This window comes from Streptomyces sp. LaPpAH-108, assembly GCF_000373625.1.
Lineage (GTDB): Bacteria > Actinomycetota > Actinomycetes > Streptomycetales > Streptomycetaceae > Streptomyces.
Window position 1 is genome coordinate 294,346 of record NZ_KB891995.1, and the last position, 26,571, is coordinate 320,916.

Annotated in this window: 25 protein-coding genes and 1 tRNA gene; 14 read left to right on the top strand and 12 right to left on the bottom strand. The window is 72.8% G+C overall.

Annotated elements, in window-relative coordinates:
* Positions 1 to 102: 102 nt before the first annotated feature.
* The 4 genes from B079_RS0120375 to B079_RS0120390 form a co-directional block, all read right to left on the bottom strand.
* Complete coding sequence (locus B079_RS0120375; protein WP_018547684.1) at positions 103 to 1,569, bottom strand: FtsW/RodA/SpoVE family cell cycle protein; 1,467 nt, start codon at positions 1,567 to 1,569, stop codon at positions 103 to 105.
* Positions 1,570 to 1,596: 27 nt separating this feature from the next.
* Complete coding sequence (locus tag B079_RS0120380) at positions 1,597 to 3,129, bottom strand: Stp1/IreP family PP2C-type Ser/Thr phosphatase (RefSeq protein ID WP_199779951.1); 1,533 nt, start codon at positions 3,127 to 3,129, stop codon at positions 1,597 to 1,599.
* Between the two features lie 132 nt (positions 3,130 to 3,261).
* A complete protein-coding gene (locus B079_RS0120385) occupies positions 3,262 to 3,795 on the bottom strand; it encodes an FHA domain-containing protein FhaB/FipA (protein ID WP_018547686.1) in 534 nt (177 codons plus the stop codon).
* Positions 3,796 to 3,805: 10 nt separating this feature from the next.
* The gene (locus B079_RS0120390; RefSeq protein WP_018547687.1) at positions 3,806 to 4,654 is read right to left on the bottom strand and encodes an FhaA domain-containing protein; all 849 of its coding nucleotides are present in this window, start codon (positions 4,652 to 4,654) and stop codon (positions 3,806 to 3,808) included.
* Positions 4,655 to 5,148: 494 nt separating this feature from the next.
* Here B079_RS0120390 and B079_RS0120395 point away from each other — a divergent pair.
* Positions 5,149 to 5,235: transfer RNA gene (locus tag B079_RS0120395), tRNA-Leu, on the top strand.
* A 150-nt stretch (positions 5,236 to 5,385) separates the two neighbouring features.
* Here the strand turns inward: B079_RS0120395 and B079_RS0120400 are convergent.
* Positions 5,386 to 5,919 carry a PadR family transcriptional regulator gene (locus B079_RS0120400; protein ID WP_018547688.1) on the bottom strand — a complete coding sequence of 178 codons (534 nt, stop codon included), beginning with the start codon at positions 5,917 to 5,919 and terminating at the stop codon, positions 5,386 to 5,388.
* A gap of 131 nt (positions 5,920 to 6,050) precedes the next feature.
* Here B079_RS0120400 and B079_RS0120405 point away from each other — a divergent pair, with 131 nt between their 5' ends.
* From B079_RS0120405 to B079_RS0120425, 5 genes are all read left to right on the top strand, one after another.
* The gene (locus tag B079_RS0120405) at positions 6,051 to 7,487 is read left to right on the top strand and encodes an MATE family efflux transporter (protein WP_018547689.1); all 1,437 of its coding nucleotides are present in this window, start codon (positions 6,051 to 6,053) and stop codon (positions 7,485 to 7,487) included.
* Between the two features lie 275 nt (positions 7,488 to 7,762).
* Positions 7,763 to 9,178: a DUF2252 domain-containing protein gene (locus B079_RS0120410; protein WP_051095234.1), complete on the top strand. Its 1,416-nt coding sequence runs from the start codon at positions 7,763 to 7,765 to the stop codon at positions 9,176 to 9,178.
* 37 nt (positions 9,179 to 9,215) lie between these two features.
* Positions 9,216 to 9,680 (top strand): hypothetical protein, encoded by a 465-nt coding sequence (locus B079_RS0120415; RefSeq protein WP_018547691.1) that lies wholly within the window; start codon positions 9,216 to 9,218, stop codon positions 9,678 to 9,680.
* Positions 9,681 to 9,780: 100 nt separating this feature from the next.
* Positions 9,781 to 10,593, top strand: coding sequence for a hypothetical protein (locus tag B079_RS0120420; RefSeq protein WP_026248887.1), 813 nt, complete (start codon positions 9,781 to 9,783; stop codon positions 10,591 to 10,593).
* 97 nt (positions 10,594 to 10,690) lie between these two features.
* Positions 10,691 to 11,020, top strand: coding sequence for a rhodanese-like domain-containing protein (locus tag B079_RS0120425; RefSeq protein WP_018547693.1), 330 nt, complete (start codon positions 10,691 to 10,693; stop codon positions 11,018 to 11,020).
* Between the two features lie 80 nt (positions 11,021 to 11,100).
* Here B079_RS0120425 and paaE read toward each other — a convergent pair whose 3' ends face one another.
* Genes paaE through paaA form a run of 5 tightly spaced genes read right to left on the bottom strand, consistent with a single transcriptional unit; the run spans position 11,101 to position 14,723 of the window.
* Positions 11,101 to 12,165: a 1,2-phenylacetyl-CoA epoxidase subunit PaaE gene (gene paaE / locus B079_RS0120430; RefSeq protein ID WP_018547694.1), complete on the bottom strand. Its 1,065-nt coding sequence runs from the start codon at positions 12,163 to 12,165 to the stop codon at positions 11,101 to 11,103.
* Positions 12,165 to 12,710 carry a 1,2-phenylacetyl-CoA epoxidase subunit PaaD gene (paaD, locus tag B079_RS0120435; RefSeq protein WP_018547695.1) on the bottom strand — a complete coding sequence of 182 codons (546 nt, stop codon included), beginning with the start codon at positions 12,708 to 12,710 and terminating at the stop codon, positions 12,165 to 12,167. Before paaD ends, paaE begins: the two co-directional genes overlap by 1 nt.
* Positions 12,704 to 13,423: a 1,2-phenylacetyl-CoA epoxidase subunit PaaC gene (paaC, locus tag B079_RS0120440; protein ID WP_018547696.1), complete on the bottom strand. Its 720-nt coding sequence runs from the start codon at positions 13,421 to 13,423 to the stop codon at positions 12,704 to 12,706. The genes paaD and paaC overlap by 7 nt, the downstream gene beginning before the upstream one ends.
* Positions 13,420 to 13,707, bottom strand: a complete 288-nt coding sequence (gene paaB, locus B079_RS0120445) for a 1,2-phenylacetyl-CoA epoxidase subunit PaaB (RefSeq protein WP_018547697.1) — start codon at positions 13,705 to 13,707, stop codon at positions 13,420 to 13,422. Before paaB ends, paaC begins: the two co-directional genes overlap by 4 nt.
* On the bottom strand, positions 13,704 to 14,723 hold the full coding sequence (paaA, locus tag B079_RS0120450; protein ID WP_018547698.1) for a 1,2-phenylacetyl-CoA epoxidase subunit PaaA: 1,020 nt from the start codon (positions 14,721 to 14,723) through the stop codon (positions 13,704 to 13,706). The genes paaB and paaA overlap by 4 nt, the downstream gene beginning before the upstream one ends.
* Positions 14,724 to 15,518: 795 nt before the next feature.
* On the opposite strand from paaA, the gene B079_RS36460 reads away from it, so the two are divergent.
* The 3 genes from B079_RS36460 to B079_RS0120465 are packed head-to-tail and all read left to right on the top strand — an operon-like array spanning position 15,519 to position 18,123.
* The gene (locus B079_RS36460) at positions 15,519 to 16,157 is read left to right on the top strand and encodes a DUF5819 family protein (RefSeq protein WP_324604068.1); all 639 of its coding nucleotides are present in this window, start codon (positions 15,519 to 15,521) and stop codon (positions 16,155 to 16,157) included.
* Positions 16,154 to 17,368 (top strand): HTTM domain-containing protein, encoded by a 1,215-nt coding sequence (locus B079_RS0120460; protein WP_018547700.1) that lies wholly within the window; start codon positions 16,154 to 16,156, stop codon positions 17,366 to 17,368. The genes B079_RS36460 and B079_RS0120460 overlap by 4 nt, the downstream gene beginning before the upstream one ends.
* Complete coding sequence (locus tag B079_RS0120465) at positions 17,365 to 18,123, top strand: TrmH family RNA methyltransferase (RefSeq protein WP_018547701.1); 759 nt, start codon at positions 17,365 to 17,367, stop codon at positions 18,121 to 18,123. The genes B079_RS0120460 and B079_RS0120465 overlap by 4 nt, the downstream gene beginning before the upstream one ends.
* A 30-nt stretch (positions 18,124 to 18,153) precedes the next feature.
* On the opposite strand, the gene paaN is transcribed toward B079_RS0120465, so the two are convergent.
* The gene (paaN, locus tag B079_RS0120470; protein ID WP_018547702.1) at positions 18,154 to 19,845 is read right to left on the bottom strand and encodes a phenylacetic acid degradation protein PaaN; all 1,692 of its coding nucleotides are present in this window, start codon (positions 19,843 to 19,845) and stop codon (positions 18,154 to 18,156) included.
* A gap of 211 nt (positions 19,846 to 20,056) precedes the next feature.
* Here paaN and B079_RS0120475 point away from each other — a divergent pair, with 211 nt between their 5' ends.
* Positions 20,057 to 21,571 (top strand): 3-hydroxyacyl-CoA dehydrogenase, encoded by a 1,515-nt coding sequence (locus tag B079_RS0120475; RefSeq protein WP_018547703.1) that lies wholly within the window; start codon positions 20,057 to 20,059, stop codon positions 21,569 to 21,571.
* Positions 21,568 to 22,155: a TetR/AcrR family transcriptional regulator gene (locus B079_RS0120480; RefSeq protein WP_018547704.1), complete on the top strand. Its 588-nt coding sequence runs from the start codon at positions 21,568 to 21,570 to the stop codon at positions 22,153 to 22,155. Before B079_RS0120475 ends, B079_RS0120480 begins: the two co-directional genes overlap by 4 nt.
* Positions 22,156 to 22,271: 116 nt before the next feature.
* Here the strand turns inward: B079_RS0120480 and B079_RS0120485 are convergent, their stop codons facing one another.
* Positions 22,272 to 22,757 carry an Lrp/AsnC family transcriptional regulator gene (locus tag B079_RS0120485; RefSeq protein ID WP_018547705.1) on the bottom strand — a complete coding sequence of 162 codons (486 nt, stop codon included), beginning with the start codon at positions 22,755 to 22,757 and terminating at the stop codon, positions 22,272 to 22,274.
* 190 nt (positions 22,758 to 22,947) lie between these two features.
* Between B079_RS0120485 and pdhA the strand changes: the two genes are divergently transcribed.
* From pdhA to B079_RS0120500, 3 genes are read left to right on the top strand one after another with little or no spacing between them, the layout of a single operon-like run.
* Positions 22,948 to 24,108 carry a pyruvate dehydrogenase (acetyl-transferring) E1 component subunit alpha gene (gene pdhA, locus B079_RS0120490; protein WP_018547706.1) on the top strand — a complete coding sequence of 387 codons (1,161 nt, stop codon included), beginning with the start codon at positions 22,948 to 22,950 and terminating at the stop codon, positions 24,106 to 24,108.
* Positions 24,105 to 25,109, top strand: coding sequence for an alpha-ketoacid dehydrogenase subunit beta (locus B079_RS0120495; protein WP_018547707.1), 1,005 nt, complete (start codon positions 24,105 to 24,107; stop codon positions 25,107 to 25,109). The genes pdhA and B079_RS0120495 overlap by 4 nt, the downstream gene beginning before the upstream one ends.
* A complete protein-coding gene (locus B079_RS0120500) occupies positions 25,109 to 26,527 on the top strand; it encodes a dihydrolipoamide acetyltransferase family protein (protein ID WP_018547708.1) in 1,419 nt (472 codons plus the stop codon). Before B079_RS0120495 ends, B079_RS0120500 begins: the two co-directional genes overlap by 1 nt.
* Positions 26,528 to 26,571: the final 44 nt, after the last annotated feature.

Genomic DNA, 26,571 nt, shown 5'->3' on the forward strand with positions numbered 1-26,571 from the left:
ACAGTCTAGGGGCACGAGCTGTGTGCCCGGACGGTCCCGCGGCAGCCGTACGGCGGCACAGCGGGCCCTGCGGGGCCGCCGTACCGCCGTGGCCGGGGGAACTCACGCTTCGGCGACGGGTCCGTTGCCACCGGGCCGGACGATCTGGGTCATCTCGGCGTCCGGGCTGGCGGCGGGCGCGGGCGCGGGGCGCCGGGCCGTGTCGCTGATGCGGATGAGGATGCCGATGAGGGCCCAGTTGGCGATGACGGACGAACCGCCGTAGGCGAGGAACGGCATCGTCATACCGGTCAGCGGGATGAGGCCCATCACACCACCGGCCACGACGAAGACCTGGAGGGCGAAGGCGCCGGACAGGCCGACCGCGAGCATCTTGCCGAAGGGGTCGCGGGCGGCGAGGGCGGTGCGCACACCGCGCTCGACGATCAGGCCGTAGATCAGCAGGATCGCCATGATGCCCGCCAGGCCCAGCTCCTCGCCGAAGGTGGCGAGGATGAAGTCGGAGTTGGCGGCGAAGCGGATCAGCTCGGAGTGGCCCTGGCCCCAGCCGGTGCCGAGGGTGCCGCCGGAGCCGAACGCCCACAGGGCCTGCTGGAGCTGGTCGGAGTGACCGGCCTGACCCTGGCGGGAGAGCTGGTACTCCTTCATCGGGTCGAGCCACGCCTGGACACGCTGCTGGACGTGGGGCTCGAAGCTCGCGACGCCGACCGCGCCCGCCGCCGACATCAGCAGACCGAACACGATCCAGCTGGTCCGCTCGGTGGCGACGTACAGCATGATCACGAACATGCCGAAGAAGAGCAGCGAGGTGCCGAGGTCGGTCTCGAAGACCAGGATCAGGATCGAGATGAACCAGACGACCAGGATCGGGCCGAGGTCGCGGCCACGCGGCAGGTAGAGCCCCATGAAGCGGCGGCTGGCGAGCGCGAGCGCGTCCCGCTTGACCATCAGGTATCCGGCGAAGAAGACCGCGAGCACGATCTTGGCGAACTCACCGGGCTGGATGGTGAAGCTGCCGACCTTGATCCAGATCTTGGCGCCGTAGGTCAGGTCGGCGCCGAGGCCCGGGACCAGGGGGAGCAGCAGCAGGACCAGCGCGGCCACCATGGAGATGTACGTGTACCGCTGCAGCGTGCGGTGTTCCTTGAGGAAGATCAGCACGACGGCGAACAGGACGATGCCCAGCGCGGTGTAGACGAGCTGGTTGGTGGCCTTGCCGCCCGACTGGCCGATGGACTGCAGCAGCTTCGACTGGTCCAGGCGCCAGATGCACACCAGCCCGAGCCCGTTGAGCAGGGTGGCCAGCGGCAGCAGCAGCGGGTCGGCGTACGGCGCGAACTTCCGTACGACGAGATGGGCGACGCCGGCCAGCAGGCCGAGGCCCACGCCGTAGCCGAGCAGGCCCGCGGGGACCTCGTCGTTGAGGGCCAGGCCCACGTTGGCGTAGGCGAACACCGGGATGACCACGGCGAAGATCAGCAGGGCCAGCTCGGTGTTGCGGCGGCTCGGGGCGCCGATGGAGCCGATCGTGGACGTCTGGTGCGTCGGCGTGTTGGTAGTACTGCTCATCGTGTGACGGGGCCTCTCACGGCTTGCCTACTGCTTGCCGCACTGATCGACGACCTTCTGCTCATCCTTGGAGAGGCTGGGGCCGGGCCGGGGCGTGGCGGTTGCGGTCGGGGACTTCGAGGGCGACGTGGTGGACGGCTGACCCGATCCCGACGGGTTCGGGGTCGGGGACTCCGTGGCCGTGAAGGAGGTGCGGGTGGCGGTGGTGGTGCCGCCGGTCGCCGTGCTCCGGCCCGTCTTGTCGCTCTCGCTCCCGGCGGTCGCGCGTTCGGCCTGCTTGCGGCAGGCGGACGCCTGGAGCGCGAGTGCGTCGATCTTGGTGCGGGCCTGCTCGAGGCCGCCCGCCGCGATCGTGTTCTTGACCTGCTTCTGCTGATAGGTCGGCAGGTACTTGAGTTCGATCTCGGGGTGGTCCTTCTCGATCTTCGAGAGGGAGACCCAGGCCAGGTTCTGGCTGATGCCCCGGTAGAGCGCGACGTGCTTGCCGTTGATGCCGACGTAGTACTGCGTCTGGGTCCAGCGGTAGCCGCCGTAGACGCCGCCGCCGATCACCGCGAGGGCGAGCGCGCTGTAGAACGTGCGCTTGAGCCACCTGCGGCCCTTGCGGGGCTTGACGAAGTCGTCGTCGGTGTAGCCGTCGCCGTCGTAGTCCGCGCCGGAGCCGGGGCCGCCGTACTCGCCCCCGCCGCCCTGGCCGCGGCCCTGGCGGCCGAGGTGGGAGGCGCGCCCGGCCGGGGTCTGCATGATGCCGTTGTCGTGCTGGTGGAGCTGGTTCTCGGCGACGGCGCCGACCACCACGGGGGTGTCGGACAGCTGCCCGGCGAGGGTGTCCCCGGTGTCCAGGTCGAGGACGTCGGCGACGATGACGGTGATGTTGTCGGGGCCGCCGCCGCGCAGCGCGAGCTGGATCAGCTCCTGCACGGTCTCCTGCGGGCCCTGGTAGCTGGCGAGGGTCTCCTCCATCGTCTGGTGGGAGACGACGCCGGAGAGGCCGTCGGAGCAGATCAGATAGCGGTCACCGGCGCGGACCTCGCGGACCGAGAGGTCGGGTTCCACGTGGTCGCCGCTGCCCAGCGCGCGCATCAGCAGGGAGCGCTGCGGGTGGGTGGTGGCCTCTTCCTCGGTGATCCGGCCCTCGTCGACCAGGCGCTGCACCCAGGTGTGGTCCTGGGTGATCTGGGTCAGCATGCCGTCGCGCAGCAGGTACGCGCGCGAGTCGCCGACGTGCACGAGGCCGAGGCGCTGGCCGGTCCACAGCAGGGCGGTCAGGGTGGTCCCCATGCCTTCCAGCTGGGGGTCCTCCTCGACCATGCCGCGCAGTTGGTCGTTGGCGTACTGGACGGCCTGGCCGAGGGTGGTGAGCAGGTCGGAGCCGGGCACGTCGTCGTCGAGCGTGACCAGGGTGGAGATGACCTCGGAGGAGGCGACCTCACCGGCCGCCTGGCCGCCCATGCCGTCGGCGATGGCGAGCAGGCGCGGACCGGCGTAACCGGAGTCCTCGTTGCCTTCCCGGATCATGCCCTTGTGCGATCCGGCGGCGAAGCGCAGTGACAGACTCATGCGCACCTCGCCCGTCGGCTCCGGGTACAGCCGGTCGTGTCGAGCCACACTGCCCACCCTCCGGTCGGGAGCGCGCCGGGGACCGGGGTGAGGTCCGCCGTTGCGTGCTCGCTCCGCTCGCTCATTGTCGTACTACTTCCGCAGCTCGATGACGGTCTTGCCGATGCGGATCGGCGCTCCCAGCGAGATCGGCGTGGGCGTCGTCAGCCGGGACCGGTCCAGGTAGGTGCCGTTGGTGGAGCCGAGGTCCTCGACGATCCACTGACCGTCGCGGTCCGGGTAGATCCTGGCATGCCGGCTGGAGGCGTAGTCGTCGTCCAGCACGATCGTGGAGTCGTGGGCGCGGCCCAGGGTGATCGTCTGGCCCTGGAGGGCGACGGTGGTGCCGGTGAGTGTGCCCTCGGTCACGACGAGCTTGCTGGGGGCGTTGCGCCGCTGGCGACCGCCGCCCTGCTGGGCCCGGCGGCCCTGCTGGGCGCGCTGCTGCGGGGGCGCGGCCTGCTGCCGGGCGGCCTGCTGCGGACGGGCCGCTTCCCGGCGCGCGCCGCGCTGTGTGACGCGCGTACCGAACAGATCGCTGCGGATGACCTGCACGGCCACGATCACGAACAGCCACAGTACGGCCAGGAAACCCAGCCGCATGACCGTGAGGGTCAGCTCTGACATTGCCCCCGCTTCACCCTTCGGCTTGCCTATAGATAACGGTGGTGCTGCCCACGACGATCCGCGAGCCGTCGCGGAGCGTAGCGCGGGTGGTGTGCTGCCCGTCCACCACGATGCCGTTGGTGGAGCCGAGATCCTGGATCGTCGAGGGCGTTCCGGTCCGGATCTCGCAGTGCCGGCGGGAGACGCCGGGGTCGTCGATCCGCACGTCGGCCTCGGTGCTGCGGCCGAGCACGAGGGTCGCGCGGGAGATCTGGTGGCGGGTGCCGTTGATCTCGATCCAGTAGCGGGTCTGGCCGCCGCCCATGGGGGCTGCGGCGGGCCGCTGGGTGGCGGGCTGCGGGTAACCGTAGCCGCCGGGCCGGGCGCCGGGGGGCGGCGCGGACGGCATGGGCGGGGCGGCGGCGGGCGGGTAGCCGTAGCCGCCCTGGGGCCCTGCCGGGGCCGGGCCGCCGGGCTGCGGGCCCGCGGGCCCCTGCTGGTCGCTGGAGGAGGCGAGGGTGCGGCTGCGCACCCGGTACAGACCGGTGTCGAGGTCTTCGGCCTTCTCCAGGTTGACCTTGATCGGCCCCATGAAGGTGTAGCGCTGCTGCTTGGCGTAGTCGCGCACCATGCCGGCCAGCTCGTCGCCGAGCTGCCCGGAGTAGGGGCTGAGCCGCTCGAAGTCGGGCGTGCTCAGTTCCACGATGAAGTCGTTGGGCACGACCGTGCGGTCGCGGTTCCAGATCGTGGCGTTGTTGTCGCACTCGCGCTGGAGCGCACCGGCGATCTCCACCGGCTGGACCTCGGACTTGAACACCTTGGCGAAGGTGCCGTTGACCAGACCTTCGAGACGCTGCTCGAACTTCTTCAGGACTCCCACGGGGCACCTCCTCCGTCGCTGCCGTACTGCTTGCCGTGCTCGGTACCGCCGCGTGGGCCGTACCGCTTACTGATCGTATCTACGCGCCCGGCAATCAGCCGGTTCCCCCAGCCGCCCCCTTCCGAACTCCTTGAGGCAAGGATCGTAGAGGCGGCTCAGCTCCAGTGTCCCGCACCCGGCGACGAGCCCGGTCCCTCTGTGGAGGAGACAGGCCCGACCGGTACGAGGTTGATACCTGAACAAGGCGTCTTCGCGCGCGGAGGCCGCGCCGGGCGAGGCGCGGTGCCGGTGAAGGTGCGCGGGAGGCGGCGCGTCCGCTCGCGCCGGGCGGGGCGACGGCGAACGCCTGTGCCCCTTTGAGGGACAGGTGTGCTGGTGAGGGTGGTGGAGGGGGCCGAAAGAAGGGATGTGAATCCACCCCGGACGGCGTGCTAATGTTCTCGATGTCGGAAGGGGCCAGCCCGAACGGGCCGGAAACGGAAGACACACCCAATGCGCGGGTGGCGGAATAGGCAGACGCGCTGGATTCAGGTTCCAGTGCCCGAAAGGGCGTGGGGGTTCAACTCCCCCCTCGCGCACCATCCAATGGGCGGCATCGTGAAAGCGATGCCGCCCATTGTCGTGTCCGGACCCGGTGGTGACGCCGTCTCGGACGGCGCCCGCGGGCCGCCGCCGGACCGGCCCGCTGTGAGTAACGTCTCAGGAGAGCGGGCGCCTTCCCCGGTTCGTCCTCAGGGGAGTTTCTTCTCCAGTTCGCGGAGTGTTTCCTCCAGCCATGTCCGTTCCGCCTGCTGGGCGGCGCGGGCCATGATCAGCATGCCCTTGCGGTACGGGTCGTGTTCGTCCTTGATCCGGACGGGGCGGCCGGAGTGGGTGAAGAACCCGGCGGGTGCGGTCAGGAAGGCGAGGCGGCGGCGCAGTACGGCGGCGCGGTGGGCGGGGTCCGGGACCTGGCTGAGGAAGGCGAGCAGGGTGAAGAAGGCGCCGCCGTCCGTGATCTCGGTCTCCTTCGGCTCGGTCAGCCTGCGCAGCAGCTCGGCCCGGCCGGACGCGGTGATGCTCAGCATCTGCCGGGTGGGCGCGCTCTCGCCCGGCTCGGCCCGGCGTTCGACGTGCCCGGCCTGGCGGAGGCGGTTGACGGCCGGGTAGAGCGCGCCGTCGCTGATCGGGTGGTTGTGGCCGATCAGGTCGGAGATGCGGCGGCGCAACTCGTAGGCGTGCAGGGGGCGTTCCGCCAGGAAGCCGAGGATCGAGAGGGTCAGCACGGGGGTCCTTCGCGGGTTGTTCGGGCGCCTTCAGTGTGGGCTACCTCTATTCGAGTGTCACTAATCGAGGTAGTCTCCGGGGCGGCCCGGGGTCAACTGGGCTTTCGTTTGGTCGGGTTGGGGGAGTTCTGGTGCGGTTCGGGGGATCGGGGCCGGTCGTCGCGCGCGGTGGCGACGGCGATACGGCGGTGGAGTCCGGCGGAACGTCCGTGCTCGGTCCGGCCGAGGCCCGGCGGGCGCTGCTCGGGCTGGGGCTGCCGGTCTACTGCGAGTTGCTGTCCGGCGTGGTCGTGGGGGTCGTGGACACCCTGTGGGTGGCGCGCCTCGGCCGGGCGGCGGTCGGTGCGGTGGCCGCCGCCGGGACGCTGGAGAACCTGCTGCTCGGGGTCGTCCTCATGGCCGGTACCGGCGTCACCATGGTGCTCGCGGACGCGCTCGGGGCGCGAAGATTGGCCGAAATTCCACCCGCGATCAAGGCGGTCGGCGTGCTGTGGCTGGTCATCACGGGCGTGGTCGCCGGGGGCGGGTTCGTGTTCCGGCACGAGGTGGCGCGGCTCCTGGTGGGCGGTGGCACGGGTGAAGTGCACCGCCTGGTGGCCGAGTTCCTCGCCGTCTCCTTCCCGGGGCTGACCGTCTTCTTCGCGCAGAACGTCGTGGACGGGATCTTCAAGGGGCTCGGGGACACCAGGACGCCGATGCGGGCCGCGCTCGTCGCCAACGGGTGCGTGCTGCTCCTGGACCCGCTGCTCATCTACGGGGTGGGGGTGCTGCCCGCCCTGGGGGTGCGGGGGGCCGCGCTCGGGACGGTGCTGGGGAGGGCGGTCGCGCTCGGTGTGAGCCTGGTGCTGCTGTGGCGCAGGCGGGGCGTGTTGCTGGGGCCTTCGGGGGCCGGCGCGGGGTCGGACCTGTTCGCGGCGCTGCGGCGCGTGCTGGGCGTCGGGCTGCCCGCGTCCGCGGACTTCGTGCTGCGCATGGGCATCGGTGCGGCCCTGCTGGGCATGGTCGCGCGGTTCGGCGAGGACCCGCTCGCCGCCTACGGCATCGGCACCAAGGTGATCCTCTTCGTCACCATGGCGTTCTACGCGCTGCGTCAGGCGGGCGGCATCCTCACGGCGCGGACGCGGGGCGCGGGGCAGCGGGCCGAGCGGGTGATCGGGGTGCAGAGCGGGCTGCTCGCGGTGCTGGTGGGGGCGGGTGCGGGGCTGGTGCTCGCGGGGTGCGGGCGGGTGGTGATGGGGTGTTTCACGAGTGCCGACGGAGTCATTGATTCCGGTTCCGTTCTGCTCTGGTTCCTGCTGCCGTACCTGGTGGCGCTCGGCGGGGTCGTCGGGCCGGGCGGGGTGTTCATGGGCGGCGGGCGTGCGCGTGGACCGCTGGGGGTGACGGCGCTCGGTGCGTGCGTGCAGCTGCCGCTGGCCCACTGGCTGAGTTCGGTGGGCGGGCTGGGCGTTCAGGGGGTGTGGCTGTCGATGAGCCTCGGTACGGGGGTGCAGTGGGGGCTGACGGCGGTGATGTTCCGGAGGCTGGTGCGGTCCGGGGGCGGGCCCGACGGGGGCGACCGGGTGTGACCGGGTGGGTGACGGGTGGCGTGACGGGACGGCGTGACGGGGCGGCGTGACGCGAAGTCCGTTGGTGGGTCGGCGGGTTCGTTCCGGTCGGGGCCGGTCCGTGTCCACAACCGGTGAGTTGTCCACAGGGTCTGACGCGATCCCGTCGCCGCATGTACGGTCTGCACGAGTTGATGTTCGAAGCGCTCGTGCGGGGCGCGGTGGATCGGTGTGCGGGGGAGGCGGTCGGGGTGACCGGAGCGGGTGCGGACGTGGTGTCCGAAGCGGGTGCGGACATGGTGTCCCGGCCGGAGGGCGAGGAGACCGTGGCCCGGTTGCCCCGGATACGCGGGTTCGCCCAGTGGCCGTCGCGCGGTTCGGCCAAGGCCGACGGCAAGGTGCTGCGGGAGCGGGTGCCGCGTGAGTCCCACCGCACGCTGGAGGCGGACGCGGCGCGTCCGGACGCCGTCGACGCGGTGGCCGAGTCCAACACCGGCCGGATTCCCGGGCTGACGCCGATCCGGGTGGGCCGGATGGCCGCCACACCGTTCGCCTTCCTGCGCGGCTCGGCCGGGCTCATGGCGTACGACCTGGCGCGCACCCCCGTGACCGGGATCGGCGCGCAGATATGCGGCGACGCCCACGCGGCCAACTTCGGTCTGTACGGCGACGCCAGGGGCGGCCTGGTCATCGATCTCAACGACTTCGACGAGACGGTGCACGGCCCCTGGGAGTGGGACCTGAAGCGGCTCGCCACCTCGCTGGTGCTGGCCGGGCGCGAGGCCGGTGCGGACGAGGACACCTGCCGTGCCGCCGCCCGGGACGCCGTGGGCGCCTACCGGCGCACCATGCGCCTGCTGGCCAGGCTGCCCGCGCTGGACGCCTGGAACGCCATCGCGGACGAGGAGCTGGTCTCCCACACCGACGCCCACGACCTGCTCGGCACCCTGGAGCGGGTCGCGGAGAAGGCGCGGGCCAACACCAGTGGCCGGTTCGCCGCCAAGTCGACCGAGCGGACGCCGGAGGGCGGGCGCCGCTTCGTGGACGCTCCCCCGGTGCTGCGCCGCGTCCCGGACGCCGAGGCCGCCGCCGTGGCCGGTTCCCTGGAGCCCTATCTGGCGACGCTCTCCGAGGACCGGCTCCCGCTGCTGGCCCGGCACGCCGTGCACGACGTGGCCTTCCGCGTGGTCGGCACGGGCAGCGTGGGCACCCGCTCCTATGTCGTCCTCCTCCTCGACCACCGCGGCGAACCGCTCGTCCTCCAGGTCAAGGAGGCCCGCCCCTCCGCGCTGCTCCCGCATCTGCCCGCGGCCGGGTTCCCGGTGGCGGCGGTGGAGCACGAGGGACGGCGCGTGGTGCTCGGCCAGAAACGGATGCAGGTCGTCAGCGACATCCTGCTGGGCTGGACGGCGGTCGACGGACGCCCCTTCCAGGTACGGCAGTTCCGCAACCGCAAGGGCAGCGTCGACCCGGCCGCGCTCGCCGCCGACCAGCTCGACGACTACGGCCGCATGACCGGCGCCCTGCTGGCCCGCGCCCACTCCCACAGCGCCGACCCGCGCGTGATCGCCGGTTACTGCGGCAAGAACGAGGAACTGGACGAGGCCGTCGCCGCCTTCTCCGTCGCCTACGCCGACCTCACCGAGGCCGACCACGCGCGGCTGCTGGCCGGGGTGCGGTCCGGGCGGATCGCGGCCGAAGCGGGAGTGTGATCGTCGATGCCGGGCAGCCGGGGGCCGGGGTGGTGACGTGAAGTACGTCGAACTGAGCGGTGGCGCGGGCGAGGAGCCGGTGTCCGCCGACCCGCGGCCCTATCTGGCCAGGCTGCCGGGCATCGCGGCCGGACTGCCGCCCGGCGCCCGCGCGTTCGCGACCGACCCCGCGCACTACGACCCGGGGGACCGGCGCTGTGTGAGCGACCTCCTGCCCGCCCGGGTGCGCCGCACCGGCGACGGCGACGTGGAGATCCGCTTCCGGCACAACTGCTTCCGCCACGACGAGGACCTGGTCGTCCGCTACAAGGGCGTCTCCCGCTTCCAGTCGGACGTCCTCGGCGTCTGCGACCCGGCCTCCCTCGGCGATGTGATCCTCGACGAGATCCTGCCGCGCCCCGGCGGCTGCACCCATGAACTGGCCTGCCGCCCCGGCACCCTCGTGGTCGCCTGCCAGGACCTGGAGGCCGAGTGGGTGCCCGCGGCCTGCCCGGAGGGCTGATCCGGAGAGCGGAGGGGCGGGTGCGCGCGGGCGGCCGGTGCGGACGGCCGGGTGCGGGCATCGGGGGTGTGCCGAACCGGCCGTGGCCTAGGCTGGTCGGGTGACGACCCCGGAAGCTGAGCAGTCCAAGGCATCGCGGCCCGAGGAACGGCTGGAAAAGGCCGTGCGCGCCGCCGAACAGGCGTTGATCGAGTACGAGATCGCCGTGGAGACCTTCCGCGTCGAGGTCGAGAACTTCGCCCGGCTGCACGAGCAGCGGCTCGGTCCCCTCTATGCCCGCATCGAGGAGCTGGACGCCCGCATCGCCGAGGCGCGCGCCGCCCAGACCCAGGACCCCGAGGACATCCGCCGCGCCGAGGAGGCCCGCGCCGCCCTCCAGGGAATTCCGGGCGTCGAGGAGCTGCTGCACGGCTGGATGGACGGTCACGGCCTCTTCCCCGAGGCGGCGGCGATGCTCACCGACCAGGCCGTCCGGCCGCCCGAGCGGGTGCGCCCCAGCGACGAGGCCCGCAAGCTCTACCGCGAGCTGGCCCGCAAGGCCCACCCGGACCTCGCGCAGGAGGAGAACGAGCGCAAGCGGCGCGAGGAGTTCATCACCCGCGTCAACGCCGCCTACGCCCGTGGCGACGAGAAGCTGCTCCAGGAGCTGGCCGAGGAGTGGGCCGCGGGCCCGGTGCCGCCCGAGCGGCAGCCCAGCCCCGCCGATGAGCTGTACGCCCGCCTGGAGTGGCTGAGCCAGCGCAAGGAGCTGCTCACCCTGGTCGCCCGTGAACTGGAGGACGGCGCGATCGCCGGCATGCTGCGCCTGGCCCCCGACGACCCGGACAGCCTCCTGGAGGAGATCGCCGAGCGCCTCAGGAGCGACGTCCAGCAGCGCGAGAACGACCTCGCGGCCCTGCTGACCCAGGAGTAGCAGCCCGTCTTTCGCGCGGGGGTGCGCCCGCCTCCGGCGCGGGAGTGCTCCGGAGCACGCTTCGGGTAGCGTCGGGGACATGAATTTCGGAGCTGGTGTGCCCACCGTCGCGGTCGCTGACCTCAAGGACGGCGACTTCCTGCTGGACGTCCGCGAGGACGACGAGTGGCGTGCGGGCCACGCCGAGGGCGCCCTGCACATCCCGATGAGCGACTTCGTGGCCCGCTACGGCGAGCTGACCGAGGCCGCCCCGCAGGACGGCCGCGTCCACGTCGTCTGCCGCTCCGGCGGTCGCTCGGCCCAGGTCACCATGTACCTGGTCCAGCAGGGCATCGACGCCGTGAACGTCGACGGCGGCATGCAGGTCTGGCAGGCCTCCGGGCGCCCCGTGGTGACCGACGACGGTAAGGACGGGTTCGTCGTCTAGCCGCCGCGGTTCTCGCCCGGTCGGCCGGAGTCCTTGCTGGCCGGGGTCTCCGCTGGCTGGAGTCCCTGCCGGTCGAATCCCTAGCGGTCGAAGTCCAGTTCCACCTTCTCCGTCAGCGGGTGGGACTGGCAGGCCAGCACATAGCCCGCCTCGGTCTCCTCCGGTTCCAGGGCGAAGTTGCGGTCCATGCGGACCTCGCCGGTCACCAGGAGGGCCCGGCAGGTGCCGCAGACGCCGCCCTTGCAGGCGTACGGCGCGTCGGAGCGGTTGCGCAGGACCGTGTCCAGCAGGGACTCCCCCTCCGCGACCGGCCAGGTCCCGGCGCGGCCGTCGAGACGGGCGGTGACGGTGCTGTGCGCGGGCGCCGGGACGACCGCCGCCGGGGCGGGTCCGTCGTCCACGTGGAAGATCTCCTGGTGGATGCGGGAGCGGTCCACGCCCAGCCCGCGCAGAGCCCGCTCGGCGCCCTCCACCAGGCCGTACGGTCCACACAGGAACCAGCCCGCCACCCGGTCCACCGGCAGCAGCGCGGGAAGCAGCTCCGCGAGCCGGGTCCGGTCGAGACGGCCGGACGGCAGCCCCGCCTGCTGCTCCTCCCGGGAGAGCACGGTGACCAGCTGGAACCGCTCCGGGTACCGGTCCTTCAGGTCCGCGACCTCGTCCAGGAACATCGTCGAGGCGGCCGTGCGGTCGCTGCGTATCAGACAGAAGCGGGCCGACGGCTCGCGCGCCAGCAGGGTGGCGGCGATGGACAGCACCGGTGTGATGCCGCTGCCGCCGACCACCGCCGCGAACAGACCCGGCGCCGGTTCCAGCGTGAAGCGCCCGGCCGGGGTCATCACCTCCAGCACGTCCCCGGTGTTGATCTCCTTCAGCGCGTACGTCGAGAACGCCCCGCCGTCGACCAGGCGCACCCCCACCCGCAGCGTGCTCGGCCCGTCACCCGCGGGGTCGGGCGCCGGGGAGCAGATCGAGTAGGTGCGGCGGACGTCCACACCGTCGGCGCGGCGGCGCAGCGTGAGGTGCTGGCCCGCCGTGTGCCGGTACTCCTCGCGCAGCTCGGGCGGCACCGCGAAGGTCAGGGAGACCGAGTCGTCGGTCAGCCGCTCGACCTCGGCCACCGGGAGCGGGTGGAAGCGCGCCATCACAACTCCTTGAAGTGGTCGAAGGGTTCACGGCAGGACAGACACCGGCGCAGCGCCTTGCAGGCGGTGGAGGAGAACCTGCTCAGCAGCTCCGTCTCCGTGGAGTGGCAGTGCGGGCAGCGCACCGGGTCGGCGGCACCGGCCGCGTCCGTGCCGTGGCCGCCGGTGCGGGTGGGGCCCAGGGACAGGGCGACCGGACCGGGGGCGCGCTGCGGGCGCGGGGGAGCTATGCCGGAGCTTTCCAGCTTGCGGCGGCCCTCGGCGGTGATGTCGTCGGTCGACCAGGCCGGGCTGAGGACCGTGCGGACCCGGACCTCGTGGACGCCGTGCTCGTGCAGCAGCCGCTCGATGTCGGCGCTCATCGCCTCGACGGCCGGGCAGCCGGTGTAGGTGGGGGTCAGGTCGACCTCGACCGAGCCGGAGTCGCCCACGCGCACCGCGCGCACCACACCCAGCTCGTGCAGCGTGAGCACCGGCAGTTCGGGGTCGGGCACCGAACCCGCCAGCTCCAGCAGCTCCGCCTCCAAGGCGGTGGCCGTCACCATGTCGCCCCCGGGTGGCTGCGGTGCAGATGCTGCATCTCCGCGAGCATCCGCCCGAACGGCTCGGTGTGCAGCCCCTGGCGTCCCGCGCCCGCCGACCAGGCGCCGGTGCGCGGGCCCTCGGGCACGGACAGACCGGCCCGGCCGAGCACGTCCGTCACCGACTCCAGCCAGCGGCGGTCGAGTCCGGACCAGTCGATGTCCAGGCCCTCGACCGGCTGGAACATCTCCCCGGTGAACCGCCACAGCGCCTCCACGGCCTGCCGCATCCGCTCCCGGCTGACCTCGGTGCCGTCGCCGAGGCGCAGGGTCCACAGCTCGGCGTGGTCGCGGTGGTAGTCGGTCTCCTTGACCGCCTTGGCGGCCAGCGAGGCGAACGGGCCGTCTCCGGTGGAGAGTTCGGCGTAGAGCAGGTGCTGGTAGGTGGAGAAGTACAGCTGGCGGGCGATGGTGTGGGCGAAGTTGCCGTTGGGTTGCTCGGTCAACTGGAGGTTGCGGAAGGCGCGTTCCTCGCGGAGGTAGGCCAACTCGTCCTCGTCGCCCGCCATCGAGAGCAGGACGCGGGCCTGGCCGAGGAGGTCCAGGGCGATGTTGGCGAGCGCGACCTCCTCCTCCAGCACGGGGGCGTGTCCCGCCCACTCGCCGAGACGGTGGGAGAGCACCAGGGCGTCGTCGCCGAGGGCGAGCGCGGCGGTCACGGGCACGGTGACGGTCACAGGTGCCGCACCCCCTCCGGGATCTCGTAGAACGTCGGGTGGCGGTAGGGCTTGTCGGCGGAGGGCTCGAAGAACGGGTCCTTCTCGTCCGGGGAGGACGCGGTGATCGCGGTCGCCGGGACGACCCAGATCGAGACGCCCTCGCCGCGCCGGGTGTACAGATCACGGGCGTTGCGCAGGGCCAGCTCCGCGTCCGGCGCGTGCAGGCTGCCGGCGTGGGTGTGGGAGAGACCGCGGCGGGAGCGCACGAAGACCTCCCACAGGGGCCATTCGGTGGTCGTCATGCCTGCGTCGCTCCTGTCCCACCGGCGGTCCCGGTGTGCTTGGCCGCGTAGGCGGCGGCGGCCTCCCGCACCCAGGCGCCCTCGTCGTGGGCGCGCCTGCGCTGGGTGATCCGCTGTTCGTTGCACGGGCCGTTGCCCTTGAGGACCTGCTGGAACTCCGTCCAGTCGATCACTCCGAAGTCGTAGTGCCCCCGCTCCTCGTTCCACCGCAGGTCGGGGTCGGGGAGGGTGAGGCCGAGGGATTCGGCCTGGGGGACGCAGATGTCCACGAAGCGCTGGCGCAGTTCGTCGTTCGAGTGGCGCTTGATCTTCCAGGCCATGGACTGCGCCGAGTGCGGTGAGTCGGCGTCGGGCGGGCCGAACATCATCAGCGAGGGCCACCACCAGCGGTCCACGGCGTCCTGGGCCATGGCGTGCTGCCCGTCGGTGCCCTTGCTCAGGGCGAGCAGGAGTTCGTACCCCTGGCGCTGGTGGAAGGACTCCTCCTTGCAGACGCGGACCATCGCGCGGGCGTACGGGCCGTAGGAGCAGCGGCACAGGGGGACCTGGTTGGTGATCGCGGCGCCGTCCACCAGCCAGCCGATCGCGCCCACGTCGGCCCAGGTCAGCGTCGGGTAGTTGAAGATCGATGAGTACTTCTGGCGGCCGGTGTGCAGCTTGTCGAGCAGTTCGTCGCGGCTGGTGCCGAGGGTTTCGGCCGCGCTGTACAAGTAGAGGCCGTGGCCCGCCTCGTCCTGCACCTTGGCCATGAGGATCGCCTTGCGGCGCAGGCTGGGGGCGCGGGTGATCCAGTTGGCCTCGGGCTGCATGCCGATGATCTCGGAGTGGGCGTGCTGGGCGATCTGCCGGACCAGCGTGGCGCGGTAGGCGTCCGGCATCCAGTCGCGCGGCTCGATGCGTTCGTCCGCCGCCACGGCCGCGTCGAAGGCGCGCTGCCGGTCCGCCGTGTCGTCGGCGGCGCCGGGTGCGCCGTGCACCGGTGGGCCGGGCGTGCGGTGCTCGGCTGCTGTGGCCATGCGGTCCCCCTGACCTCGGGCTCTGCCTGGAAGTGACCTCGGGTTCCGCCGGGAGATGTCCCGACCGATCGTTCGGTCCGTGCGCATCAATGGTGGGCCGGGCCCTCGTCGGGTGTCAACCGCTGTGGAAAACCTGCGGGGGGTCTCTGTGGACAACGGCTCCGGCGGGGTGCGGGCGGGGCTCTGAGCTTGGGGAAGAGGAGGTGGGGGCGGTGGTGGCGGCCGTGGGGGCGGTCCCCGGCCGGGCCGGGTGCGGGCGGTCGTGGGCCAAGAGCCGGGGGTGCGGGCCGTACCCGGGGCTGCGCCCGGCGGGCGGGGCTGAGTACCGTTCCGTGCGGGCGTCGGGACGGGGCGCCCGTTGACCATGGGGCGCCCGGGCCGGGTGCTCCGACGAAGCGGCGAAGCGGGGGACGGGGCGCAATGGACGCGTACGACGAGGACTCGGGAGCCCCACGCGGGCCGGACGGGCCGACCGGGGCGCGTCGCGCGGGGGCTCCGGCGCCGGACGGCGGGACAGCCGACGGGGCGGCTGGAGCGCGGGGGGACGGTCGGGAGGACGGCGGGCGTCCGAGCCGTGGCGATGAGACGGGGGCCGACGAGGCCGTCGGTTCCGTCAGCGCCGGTTCCGAGGGCCCCGGGCCCCGGGTCGCGGGCGGCGGGGACGCCGTTTCCGGCGGCGCGCGTGGCGGGACGGCCCACACCGACTACGCCGACCTCGACGCCACCCACCTCAACCCCTCGAGCCTCAACCCCTCAAGCCGCCCCTACGCACCCCCCACCGCCCCGCCCTCCGGCGTGGCCGCCCTCTCCCCCGCCTACCGCATCGCCGCCGCCGTGGCGCTCGGTGTCGTCGCGGTCGTCGTCTGTGTGCACCTCGGGATGGTGTTCCTGAGCCTCGCGCCCGCGAACACCGTGAGCAAGCGGCACGGGAAGGCCGTCGAGGCGTGGGTGTATCCGGAGTTCGAGCAGAACTGGAAGCTGTTCGCGCCCAACCCGTTGCAGCAGAACATCGCCGTGCAGGCGCGCGCGGAGCTGCGGACGAAGGACGGCGGGGTGCGCACCACCGGCTGGGTCGACCTGTCGGCCGAGGACGGCGCGGCGATCGACCACAACCCGGTGCCGAGCCACACCGAGCAGAACGAGCTGCGCCGGGCCTGGGACTTCCTCGTCTCCACGCACAACGCGGAGAGCCGCCCGGTGGGCACGCGCGGCGCGCTCTCCGAGGAGTACGTGCGCCGCATCGTGGTGATGCGGCTGGGCCGGGAGCCCGACATCAGGAGCCAGGGCGTCGTCCAGCGCGTCCAGGTCCGCTCGGAGACCGTCAACGTGCCGCCGCCCTCCTGGAGCGGTGAGCGGATCTCCACCCGGCCCGCCTACCGGGTGCTGCCCTGGTGGACCGTGACCGCCGACGAGGCCGCCGGAGGTGTGCGGTGAACCGGCTCTCCCTGCTGCTCTCGCGTGCTGTCGCCCAGGTCACCGGCGCGGCCCTGGGGCCGTACCAGAGCGCCGTGATCCGGATCGGGTTCGCGGCGACCTGGCTGCTGTTCCTGCTGCGCGAGTTCCCGCACCGCCGGGAGCTGTACGGCCCCGACGGGCCCTGGAGCTGGGAACTCGCCCATCGGCTGATCGGCGAGAACCACGCCTTCACCGCGCTGATGTGGTCCGACAGCGCTGCCTGGTTCGAGATCCTTTACGCGCTCGCGGTGCTGGCCAGTGCCGCGCTGCTGCTCGGCTGGCGCACCCGCACCGCGTCCGTGCTCTTCATGGTCGGCGTGCTGTCCCTGCAGAACCGCAGCGTCTTTGTGGGCGACGGCGGCGACAACGTGCTGCACCTGATGTCGATCTACCTGGTGTTCACGCGCTGCGGCCAGGTCTGGTCGCTCGACGCGCGGCGGGCCGCCCGGACGGAGGCGGCACGCGCGCGGGGCGGGCGTGTTCCCGTCGACCGGGTGGGTCCGGTGCTGTGGGCGGTGTCGGGCGTGGCGCTCGTCGTCGTGGCGCTGACCGGCGGGTTCGGGTCCGCCTGGCCGGTGCCGACGCTGCTGTGGACGACCTGGGCGTGTCTCGGCCTGTGGTGGGCGGCGGGACGCTGGGCGCGGTCGCCGCAGCCCCGGATGCTGCTCGACGTGATCGCGAACGTGCTGCACAACGGCGCGCTGCTCGTGATCATGGCGGAGGCGTGCCTGATCTACGCCACGGCCGGCTGGTACAAGATCCAGGGCTCCCGCTGGCAGGACGGCACCGCCGTCTACTACCCGCTCCACCTGGACTACTTCTCGCCCTGGCCCGGACTCGCCGCACTGATGTCCGCGAGCGGCACGCTCATGATGCTCGTCGCCTACGGCACCGTCATGATGCAGGTCGCCTTCCCCTTCACCTTGTTCAACCGGCGGGTGAAGAACGTGCTCCTGGTGCTGATGATCGCGGAGCACGCCGCGATCGCCGTCGTCCTCGGACTGCCGTTCTTCTCGCTGGCGATGATCACGGCCGACGCGGTCTTCCTGCCCACCACCTTCCTGCTCCTGGTCGGCGGGGGCGTGGCACGCGCGCGTGCCCGGCTGCTCGGGCGCGGCGCCCGTCCCACGGTGCCCGGACCCCGCGCCCCGGAGGAGGACGCGGCGGGCCGCGTAGGGTTCACGGCATGACCGACCCCCTGATCCGCTGGCGCGAGCGCGCCGGGGACGCCGTGCTGCTCGACGGCTTCCACGCGCTCAAGCACGCGCTGCGCTTCGGCGCCGAGGTGCCGGTCGCGGTCACCACCGACCGCAAGGCGGCGCTCGCCCTCGCCGACGAGCTGGCCGGTGACCTCGCGGACCCGCTGGACGTGCTCCTCGTGGAGGTGCCCGCGACGGTGTACGCCACGCTGGTGCCGCGCCCGCACCCGACCGGGGTGGCCGCGCTCGCCGTACGGCCCTCCCGTGAGGCTCAGCTGCGGGCGCTGGCCCGCGTGCCCAGGACCGCCCCCGTGGTGGTCCTGGACGAGCCGCGCAACCTCGGCAACGCCGGTGCCGTGATCCGGGTGGCCGCCGGTTTCGGGGCGACCGGTGTGGTCACCACGGGCACGCTGGACCCGTGGCATCCCACCGTGGTGCGCGGCGGTGCCGGGCTGCACTTCGCGACCGCCGTCGAACGGCTCGGCGTCGACGAGCTGCCCGCCGGGCCGCTGTTCGCCCTCGATCCCGAGGGCGAGGACATCCGCGGCACGGTGCTGCCCGACGACGCCGTGCTGGCCTTCGGCTCGGAGCGCAGCGGGCTGTCGGCGGCACTGCGCGCGCGGGCCGACCACCTGCTGGCGCTCCCGATGCGCCCCCAGGTCTCCAGCTACAACCTCGCCACCAGCGTGGCCATGACGCTGTACCACTGGAGCGCCTTCGGGGGCGCCGCGCCTGCGGAAGCCTGAGCCTCCCCGGCAGCCGACAGCCGGGAGGGCTCACGCCTGCCTGCGGACCTCCACCACCCGGAAGCGGTTCGCCACATAGGCGCCGTCCGTGAGGGCCGCGTTCGCCGCCGGGTTGCCGCCCGAGCCGTGGAAGTCGGAGAAGGCGGCGGTCTGGTTCACGTACACCCCGCCGGTGAGGTTGAGGGACAGCTGGGCGGCCTCCTCCAGGCAGGCCTCCTCGATCGCCCGCGCCACCTCCGGGTCGGTGGTGTACGCGCCGACCGTCATCGCGCCGTGCTCGCGGATCGTGCGCCGCAGCAGCTCCACCGCGTCGGCGGCCGAGTCGACGGCGACGGCGAAGGAGACCGGGCCGAAGCACTCGCTCGTGTACGCGGCCTCGTCGTCCGGCTTGGCGGCGTCGAGCTTGACGATCACCGGGGTGCGCACGACCGCGTCCGGGAACTCCGGGTTGGCGATCTCGCGGGAGGCGAGGGCCACCTCGCCCAGCCCGGCCGCCGCCTCCAGACGGGCCTTCACGTCCGGGTTGACGATCGCGCCGAGCAGGGCGTTCGCGCGCGCGTCGTCGCCGAGCAGGCCGTCGACCGCGCGGGCGAGGTCGGCGGTCACCTCGTCGTAGGACTTGTGGCCCTGGTCGGTGCCGATGCCCTCGCGCGGGATCAGCAGGTTCTGCGGGGTGGTGCACATCTGGCCGCTGTACAGGGACAGCGAGAAGGCGAGGTTGGCGAGCATCCCCTGGTAGTCGTCGGTGGACTCGACGAACACCGTGTTGACGCCGGCCTTCTCCGTGTAGACCTGCGCCTGGCGGGCGTTGGTCTCCAGCCAGTCGCCGAAGGCGGTCGAGCCGGTGTAGTCGACGATGCGGATCTCGGGGCGGGTCGCGAGGGTCTTGGCGATGCCCTCGCCGGGGCGCTCGGCGGCCAGCGCGACCAGATTGGGGTCGAACCCGGCCTCGGCCAGCACCTCGCGGGCCACCTGGACGGTGAGCGCGAGCGGCAGCACCGCGCGCGGGTGCGGCTTGACCAGGACCGCGTTGCCGGTCGCCAGGGAGGCGAACAGGCCCGGGTAGCCGTTCCACGTCGGGAAGGTGTTGCAGCCGATGACCAGGCCGATGCCGCGCGGGACGGCCGTGAACGTCTTGGTCAGGTTCAGCGGGTCGCGCTTGCCCTGCGGCTTGGACCACTCGGCCGCTTCGGGGGTGCGGGTCTGCTCCGTGTACGCGTACGCCACCGCCTCCAGGCCGCGGTCCTGCGCGTGCGGGCCGCCCGCCTGGAAGGCCATCATGAACGCCTGTCCGCTGGTGTGCATGACGGCGTGCGCGAACTCGTGGGTGCGGTCGCTGATCCGCTGGACGATCTCCAGACAGACCGCCGCGCGCGCCTCGGGGCCCGCGTCCCGCCAGGCGGCCTGACCGGCCTTCATGGCGGGCAGCAGCACATCGAGGTCCGCGTGCGGGTAGGTGACGCCCAGCTCGATGCCGTACGGCGAGATCTCGCCGCCCACCCAGTCGTCCGTGCCCGGCTGGTCCAGGTCCAGGCGGGTGCCCAGGACGGCGTCGAAGGCGGCCTTGCCCGCGGCGGCGTCCAGGCTGCCGTGCTCGCCGTAGGCCTTGGGGTGCTCGGGGTGCGGGGACCAGTACGCGCGCGTGCGGATCGCTTCCAGGGCCTGGTCGAGTGTGGGCCGGTGCTTCGCGATCAGCTCGTGGGCGGTCAGTGGGGCGGCCATGCGGGACCAACTCCTCGTCTCGGGAACTCGTCGTCGAGCTCCGACCTGGGCGGAAACGGAGAAAGCGGCTGCGGGTGGGGTCGGGCCCGGTGCGCGCCCGTCGAAGGCGGTGGTGGGCCACGGGTGGTCAGAGCTAGAGTAACCGAACGATCGGTCGGGACAAGGGGGTCCGGCGCATCTGTGGACAACCCCGTGCGGGAGGATCGCGCACATGACAGCACTGGACCTCAGCAGCCCCGTGGCCGTGGTCGGCACCGGCACCATGGGCCAGGGCATCGCCCAGGTCGCGCTGGTCGCCGGCCACCCCGTGCGGCTCTACGACGCCGTTCCCGGGCGCGCCCACGAGGCCGCCGGGGCGATCCGTGCCCGGCTCGACCGGCTGGTGGCCAAGGACCGGCTCGCCGCCGCCGACCGGGACGCGGCGAGCGCCCGCCTCACCGCCACCGGGCCCATCGGGGACCTGGCCGGGAGCGCGCTGGTCGTGGAAGCCGTCGTGGAGCGCCTTGACGTCAAGCAGCGGCTCTTCGCCGAGCTGGAGGAGATCGTCGGCGACGACTGTCTGCTCGCCACCAACACCTCCTCCCTGTCGGTGACCGCCATCGGCGGCGCGCTGCGCAACCCCGGGCGCCTGGTGGGCCTGCACTTCTTCAACCCCGCGCCGCTGCTGCCTCTGGTCGAGGTCGTCTCCGGCTTCGCCACGGACGTCACGTCGGCCACGCGCGCGTACGAGACCGCCCGCGCCTGGGGGAAGACCCCGGTGGCCTGCGCGGACACCCCCGGTTTCATCGTCAACCGGATCGCCCGCCCCTTCTACGCCGAGGCGTTCGCGGTCTACGAGGCGCAGGGCGCCGACCCGGCCACCATCGACGCGGTGCTGCGCGAGAGCGGCGGCTTCCGGATGGGCGCCTTCGAGCTGACCGACCTCATCGGCCAGGACGTCAACGAGTCCGTCACCCACTCGGTGTGGCAGTCCTTCTTCCAGGACGTGCGCTTCACGCCCTCGCTCGCCCAGCGCAGGCTGGTCGAGTCCGGCAGGCTCGGCCGCAAGAGCGGCCACGGCTGGTACGACCACGCGGACGGCGCCGAGCGTCCCGAGCCGCACACCGCCGAGAAGGAGCAGCCGCCCGCCCATGTCACCGTCGAGGGCGACCTCGGCCCGGCGGCCTCCCTGCTCGCGCTGATCCGCGAGGCGGGCATCCCGGTCCACGAGCAGGAGGAGGAGAACGGCTCCCTGCTCGTGCTGCCGAGCGGCGGCCAGCTGATCCTCGCCGACGGCCAGACCTCCGTGGAGTTCCGCGACGTCGTCCACTTCGACCTCGCCCTCGACTACCGCGCGGCCACCCGCATCGCCCTGTCCGCCTCCCAGGACACCTCGCCGCGCACCCTCACCGAGGCTGTCGGTCTCTTCCAGGCGCTCGGCAAGGACGTGAGCGTCATCGGGGACGTGCCCGGCATGATCGTCGCCCGCACGGTGGCCCGGATCGTCGACCTCGCGCACGACGCCGTCGCCAAGGGCGTCGCCACCGAGGAGGACATCGACACCGCCATGAAGCTCGGCGTCAACTACCCGCTCGGCCCCTTCGAGTGGAGCCGCGCCCTCGGCCGGGGCTGGGCCTACGACCTGCTGGACCAGCTGCACGCGTGCGACCCCTCCGGGCGGTACGCGCCGTCCCTCGCCCTCTACCGGCACGCCTACGCCACCGACAAGCGAGAGGGCACCTCATGACCACCGCCAAGCGCGACACGTACACCCCCGAGACGCTGCTCTCGGTGGCCGTGGGCGTCTTCAATGAGCGCGGCTACGACGGCACGTCCATGGAGCACCTTTCCCGGGCGGCCGGCATCTCCAAGTCCTCGATCTACCACCACGTCAGCGGCAAGGAGGAGCTGCTGCGCCGGGCGGTCTCCCGGGCGCTGGACGGCCTCTTCGCCATCCTGGACGAGGAGCACGCGCGCGCGGGACGCGCCGTCGACCGCCTGGAGTACGTCGTACGGCGCATGGTCGAAGTGCTCATATCCGAGCTGCCCTATGTGACGCTGCTGCTGCGGGTGCGCGGCAACACCGAGGCCGAGCGGTGGGCGCTGGAGCGGCGCCGCGAGTTCGACCACCGGGTGGCGGACCTGCTGCGGGCCGCCGCCGAGGAGGGGGACGTGCGCGCGGACATCGAGGTGCGGCTCGCGACCCGGCTCGTCTTCGGCATGATCAACTCCATCGTGGAGTGGTACCGGCCCGAGGCGCGCGGGGCGAACGGGCGCGAGGTGGCCGACGCGGTGGTCCTGCTGGTCTTCGCGGGGCTGCGGGGGGACTGAGACGGGTTGCGCCGGGGCCCCGGCTCCGGCCAGACATACGACCGACCAGGCACGCGACGGGCCAGGCACGCGACCGGCCGGGCACCGCGCCCGCCCGGCACCACCCACCCCCCCCCTCACGCCTCCGGCCCCACGTCCTCCTCCTCGAACACCAGCAGCGTCCGTGTGCTCAGCACCTCCGGGATCGCCTGGAGCCGGGTGAGGACCAGTTCGCGCAGGGCCCGGTTGTCGGGGGTGTGCACCAGCAGGAGGACGTCGAAGTCGCCGCCGACCAGGGCGATGTGCGAGGCGCCGGGCAGCCGCCGCAGTTCCTCGCGGACCGTGCGCCAGGTGTTCTGGACGATGTTCAGCGTGATGTACGCCGACGTGCCGTGCCCGGCGCGCTCGTGGTCCACGCGGGCGCCGAAGCCCCGGATCACCCCGTCCTCGACCAGGCGGTTGATCCGTGCGTAGGCGTTGGCGCGGGAGACGTGGACGCGGTCGGCGACGGCGCGTATCGAGGCGCGGCCGTCCGCCTGGAGGATTCTCAGGATGTCCTGATCTATGGCGTCCAGCGGACGGGGTGGGGGCAAGGCCGTTCCCGTGTCCGGTCCCTGGGCCATTTGTTCAGGTGTCATGTCCCCCCGCTTCATCGCCGTGGACGTCCTGCGTTCATTCCAGGCTGTGGAGAACCGTTTGTCCACAGCCTGGAGGGGCCAGTAGCCAAAATGCATCGGCGACCGAACAATCGGTAGGTGAGACGAGTCACAGCCGACCCGTCTCCCGTAGCCACTCCCACGAGGAGGTGCCGTCATGACGGTCATGGAGCAGCGGGGCGCTTACCGGCCATCGCCGCCGCCCGCCTGGCAGCCCCGTATGGACCCCGCGCCGCTGCTGCCCGACGCCGAGCCCTACCGCGTCCTCGGCACCGAGGCCGCCGCCAAGGCCGACCCGGACCTGCTGCTCCGGCTCTACGCCCAGCTGGTGTGCGGCCGCCGCTACAACACGCAGGCGACCGCGCTGACCAAGCAGGGCCGCCTGGCCGTCTACCCCTCCAGCACCGGTCAGGAGGCGTGCGAGGTCGCCGCCGCCCTGGCCCTGGAGGACCGCGACTGGCTCTTCCCCAGCTACCGCGACACCCTCGCCGTCGTCGCCCGGGGCGTCGACCCGGTGGAGACCCTGACCCTGCTGCGCGGCGACTGGCACAGCGGCTACGACCCGCACGCCCACCGCGTGGCCCCGCTCAGCACCCCGCTCGCCACCCAGCTCCCGCACGCGGTCGGCCTCGCGCACGCCGCCCGGCTCAAGGGGGACGACGTGGTCGCGCTCGCCATGGTCGGCGACGGCGGCACCAGCGAGGGCGACTTCCACGAGGCGCTGAACTTCGCCGCCGTCTGGCAGGCCCCGGTCGTCTTCCTCGTGCAGAACAACGGCTTCGCCATCTCCGTCCCGCTCGCCAAGCAGACCGCCGCCCCTTCCCTGGCCCACAAGGCCATCGGGTACGGAATGCCGGGCCGCCTGGTGGACGGCAACGACGCGGCGGCCGTGCACGAGGTGCTGAGCGACGCCGTACGGCACGCCCGCGCGGGCGGCGGACCCACCCTGGTGGAGGCGGTGACCTACCGCGTCGACGCCCACACCAACGCCGACGACGCCACCCGCTACCGGGGCGAGGCCGAGGTGGAGGCATGGCGCGCCCACGACCCCGTCCGGCTCCTCGAGCGCGAACTGACCGCGCGCGGGCTGCTGGACGAGCCCGCCATCGAGGCCGTACGCCAGGACGCCGAGGCGATGGCCGCCGACCTGCGGGAACGCATGAACCAGGACGCCCCGCTCGACCCCATGGAACTCTTCGACCACGTGTACGCCGAACCCACCCCGCAACTGCGCGAGCAGCGCGCGCTGCTGCGCGCCGAGCTGGAGGCCGAGCAGGACGGCCCGCAGGGTCCGGGCGCGGAAGGCGGCCGTCGATGACCACCGTGGCCGTCAAGCCCGCCACCATGGCGCAGGCCCTCACGCGCGCGATGCGCGACGCGATGGCCGCCGACCCGAACGTACACGTCATGGGCGAGGACGTGGGCACCCTCGGCGGTGTCTTCCGGGTCACCGACGGGCTCGCCAAGGAGTTCGGCGAGGACCGCTGCACCGACACCCCGCTCGCCGAGGCGGGCATCCTCGGCACCGCCGTCGGCATGGCCATGTACGGCCTCAGGCCGGTGGTGGAGATGCAGTTCGACGCGTTCGCCTACCCGGCGTTCGAGCAGCTGGTCAGCCATGTCTCCCGGATGCGCAACCGCACCCGGGGCCGGATGCCCCTGCCGATCACCGTGCGCATTCCGTACGGCGGCGGCATCGGCGGCGTCGAGCACCACAGCGACTCCTCCGAGGCGTACTACATGGCCACCCCCGGCCTGCACGTCCTCACCCCGGCCACCGTCGCCGACGCCTACGGCATGCTGCGCGAGGCCATCGCCTCCGACGACCCGGTGGTCTTCCTGGAGCCCAAGCGGCTGTACTGGTCGAAGGACACCTGGAACCCCGAGCAGCCGGAGGAGGTCGCGCCCATCGGCCGCGCGGTGGTCCGCCGCACCGGCCGCAGCGCCACCCTCGTCACCTACGGCCCCTCCCTGCCGGTCTGCATGGAGGCCGCCGAAGCCGCCGAGGCCGAGGGCTGGGACCTGGAGGTCGTCGACCTGCGCTCGCTGGTGCCCTTCGACGACGAGACGGTGTGCGCCTCCGTGCGCCGCACCGGACGCGCGGTCGTCGTGCACGAGTCGACCGGGTTCGGCGGCCCTGGCGGGGAGATCGCCGCCCGGATCACCGAGCGCTGTTTCCACCACTTGGAGGCGCCGGTGCTGCGGGTCGCCGGGTTCGATCTCCCCTATCCGCCGCCGATGCTGGAGCGGCACCATCTGCCCGGCGTCGACCGTGTGCTGGACGCCGTGGCCCGGCTGCAGTGGGAGGCCGAGGGCTGATGGCACAGGTACTGGAGTTCAAGCTGCCCGACCTCGGCGAGGGACTGACCGAGGCGGAGATCGTGCGCTGGCTGGTGGACGTGGGCGACGTGGTCGCCGTGGACCAGCCGGTGGTCGAGGTCGAGACGGCCAAGGCCATGGTGGAGGTGCCCTGCCCGTACGGCGGCGTGGTCACCGCGCGCTTCGGCGAGGAGGGCACCGAACTGCCCGTCGGCGCGCCCCTGATCACGGTCGCCGTCGGCTCGGAGGAGCCGGGGGCCGAGCCCGCCCGGCCCACCGAGGCCGCGGGCGAGGAGTCGGGCAACGTCCTGGTCGGCTACGGCACCCGCGCGTCCTCGGGGCGCCGCCGCAGGGTGCGGACGGGGATCGGCGTGACCCCCGTGAGCACCCCCGCCGTGGACGGCTCCCCGGACACCCGGCCTCCGTCCGGGCCCCGCGCGGACGCCTCCCGCCCGCGCACCCCAGCGCCCACCCCGGCCCGCGCGGACGCGCCCCCCGCGCCCGTGGACGGCCCGGTCGCCGTCATCTCCCCCCTCGTCCGCCGCATCGCCCGCGACAACGGCGTCGACCTGCGCACCCTGCACGGCTCCGGCCCGGACGGGCTGATCCTGCGCGCGGACGTGGAGCACGCGCTGCGGGCCAAGGCGGCGGCACCGGAGCACCCGGCGGCGGCTCGGGCCACCCCCGCACGCACCACCCCCGCACCGGTCACCCCGGCCGCGAGCCCCGCAGGGCACCGCATCCCGCTCAAGGGCGTGCGCGGTGCCGTCGCGGACAAGCTCGCGCGCAGCCGCCGGGAGATCCCCGACGCGACCTGCTGGGTGGACGCCGACGCCACCGAGCTGATGCGCGCGCGGACCGTCATGAACGCGGCCGGGGCACCCAAGATCTCCCTGCTCGCGCTGCTCGCCCGCATCTGCACGGCCGCGCTCGCCCGCCACCCCGAGCTGAACGCGTACGTGGACACCGAGGCGCGCGAGATCGTCCAGCTCGGCCAGGTGCACCTCGGGTTCGCCGCGCAGACCCCGCGCGGACTGGTCGTGCCGGTCGTCCGGGACGCCCACGCGCGGGACGCCGAGGGGCTGACCGGCGAGTTCGCCCGGCTCACCGAGCTGGCCCGCGCGGGCACGCTCACCCCGGCCGACCTCACCGGCGGCACCTTCACGCTGAACAACTACGGCGTCTTCGGGGTCGACGGCTCCACCCCGATCGTCAACCACCCCGAGGCGGCCATGCTCGGCGTCGGCCGGATCGTCCCCAAGCCGTGGGTGCACGAGGGCGAGCTGGCCGTGCGCCAGGTCGTGCAGCTCTCGCTCACCTTCGACCACCGGGTGTGCGACGGCGGCACGGCGGGCGGCTTCCTGCGGTACGTCGCGGACTGCGTCGAACAGCCGGCGGTGCTCCTGCGCACCCTCTGAGCCACGGGAGCGGGGCCTCGTCCACCCCACCGGACGTACGAGGC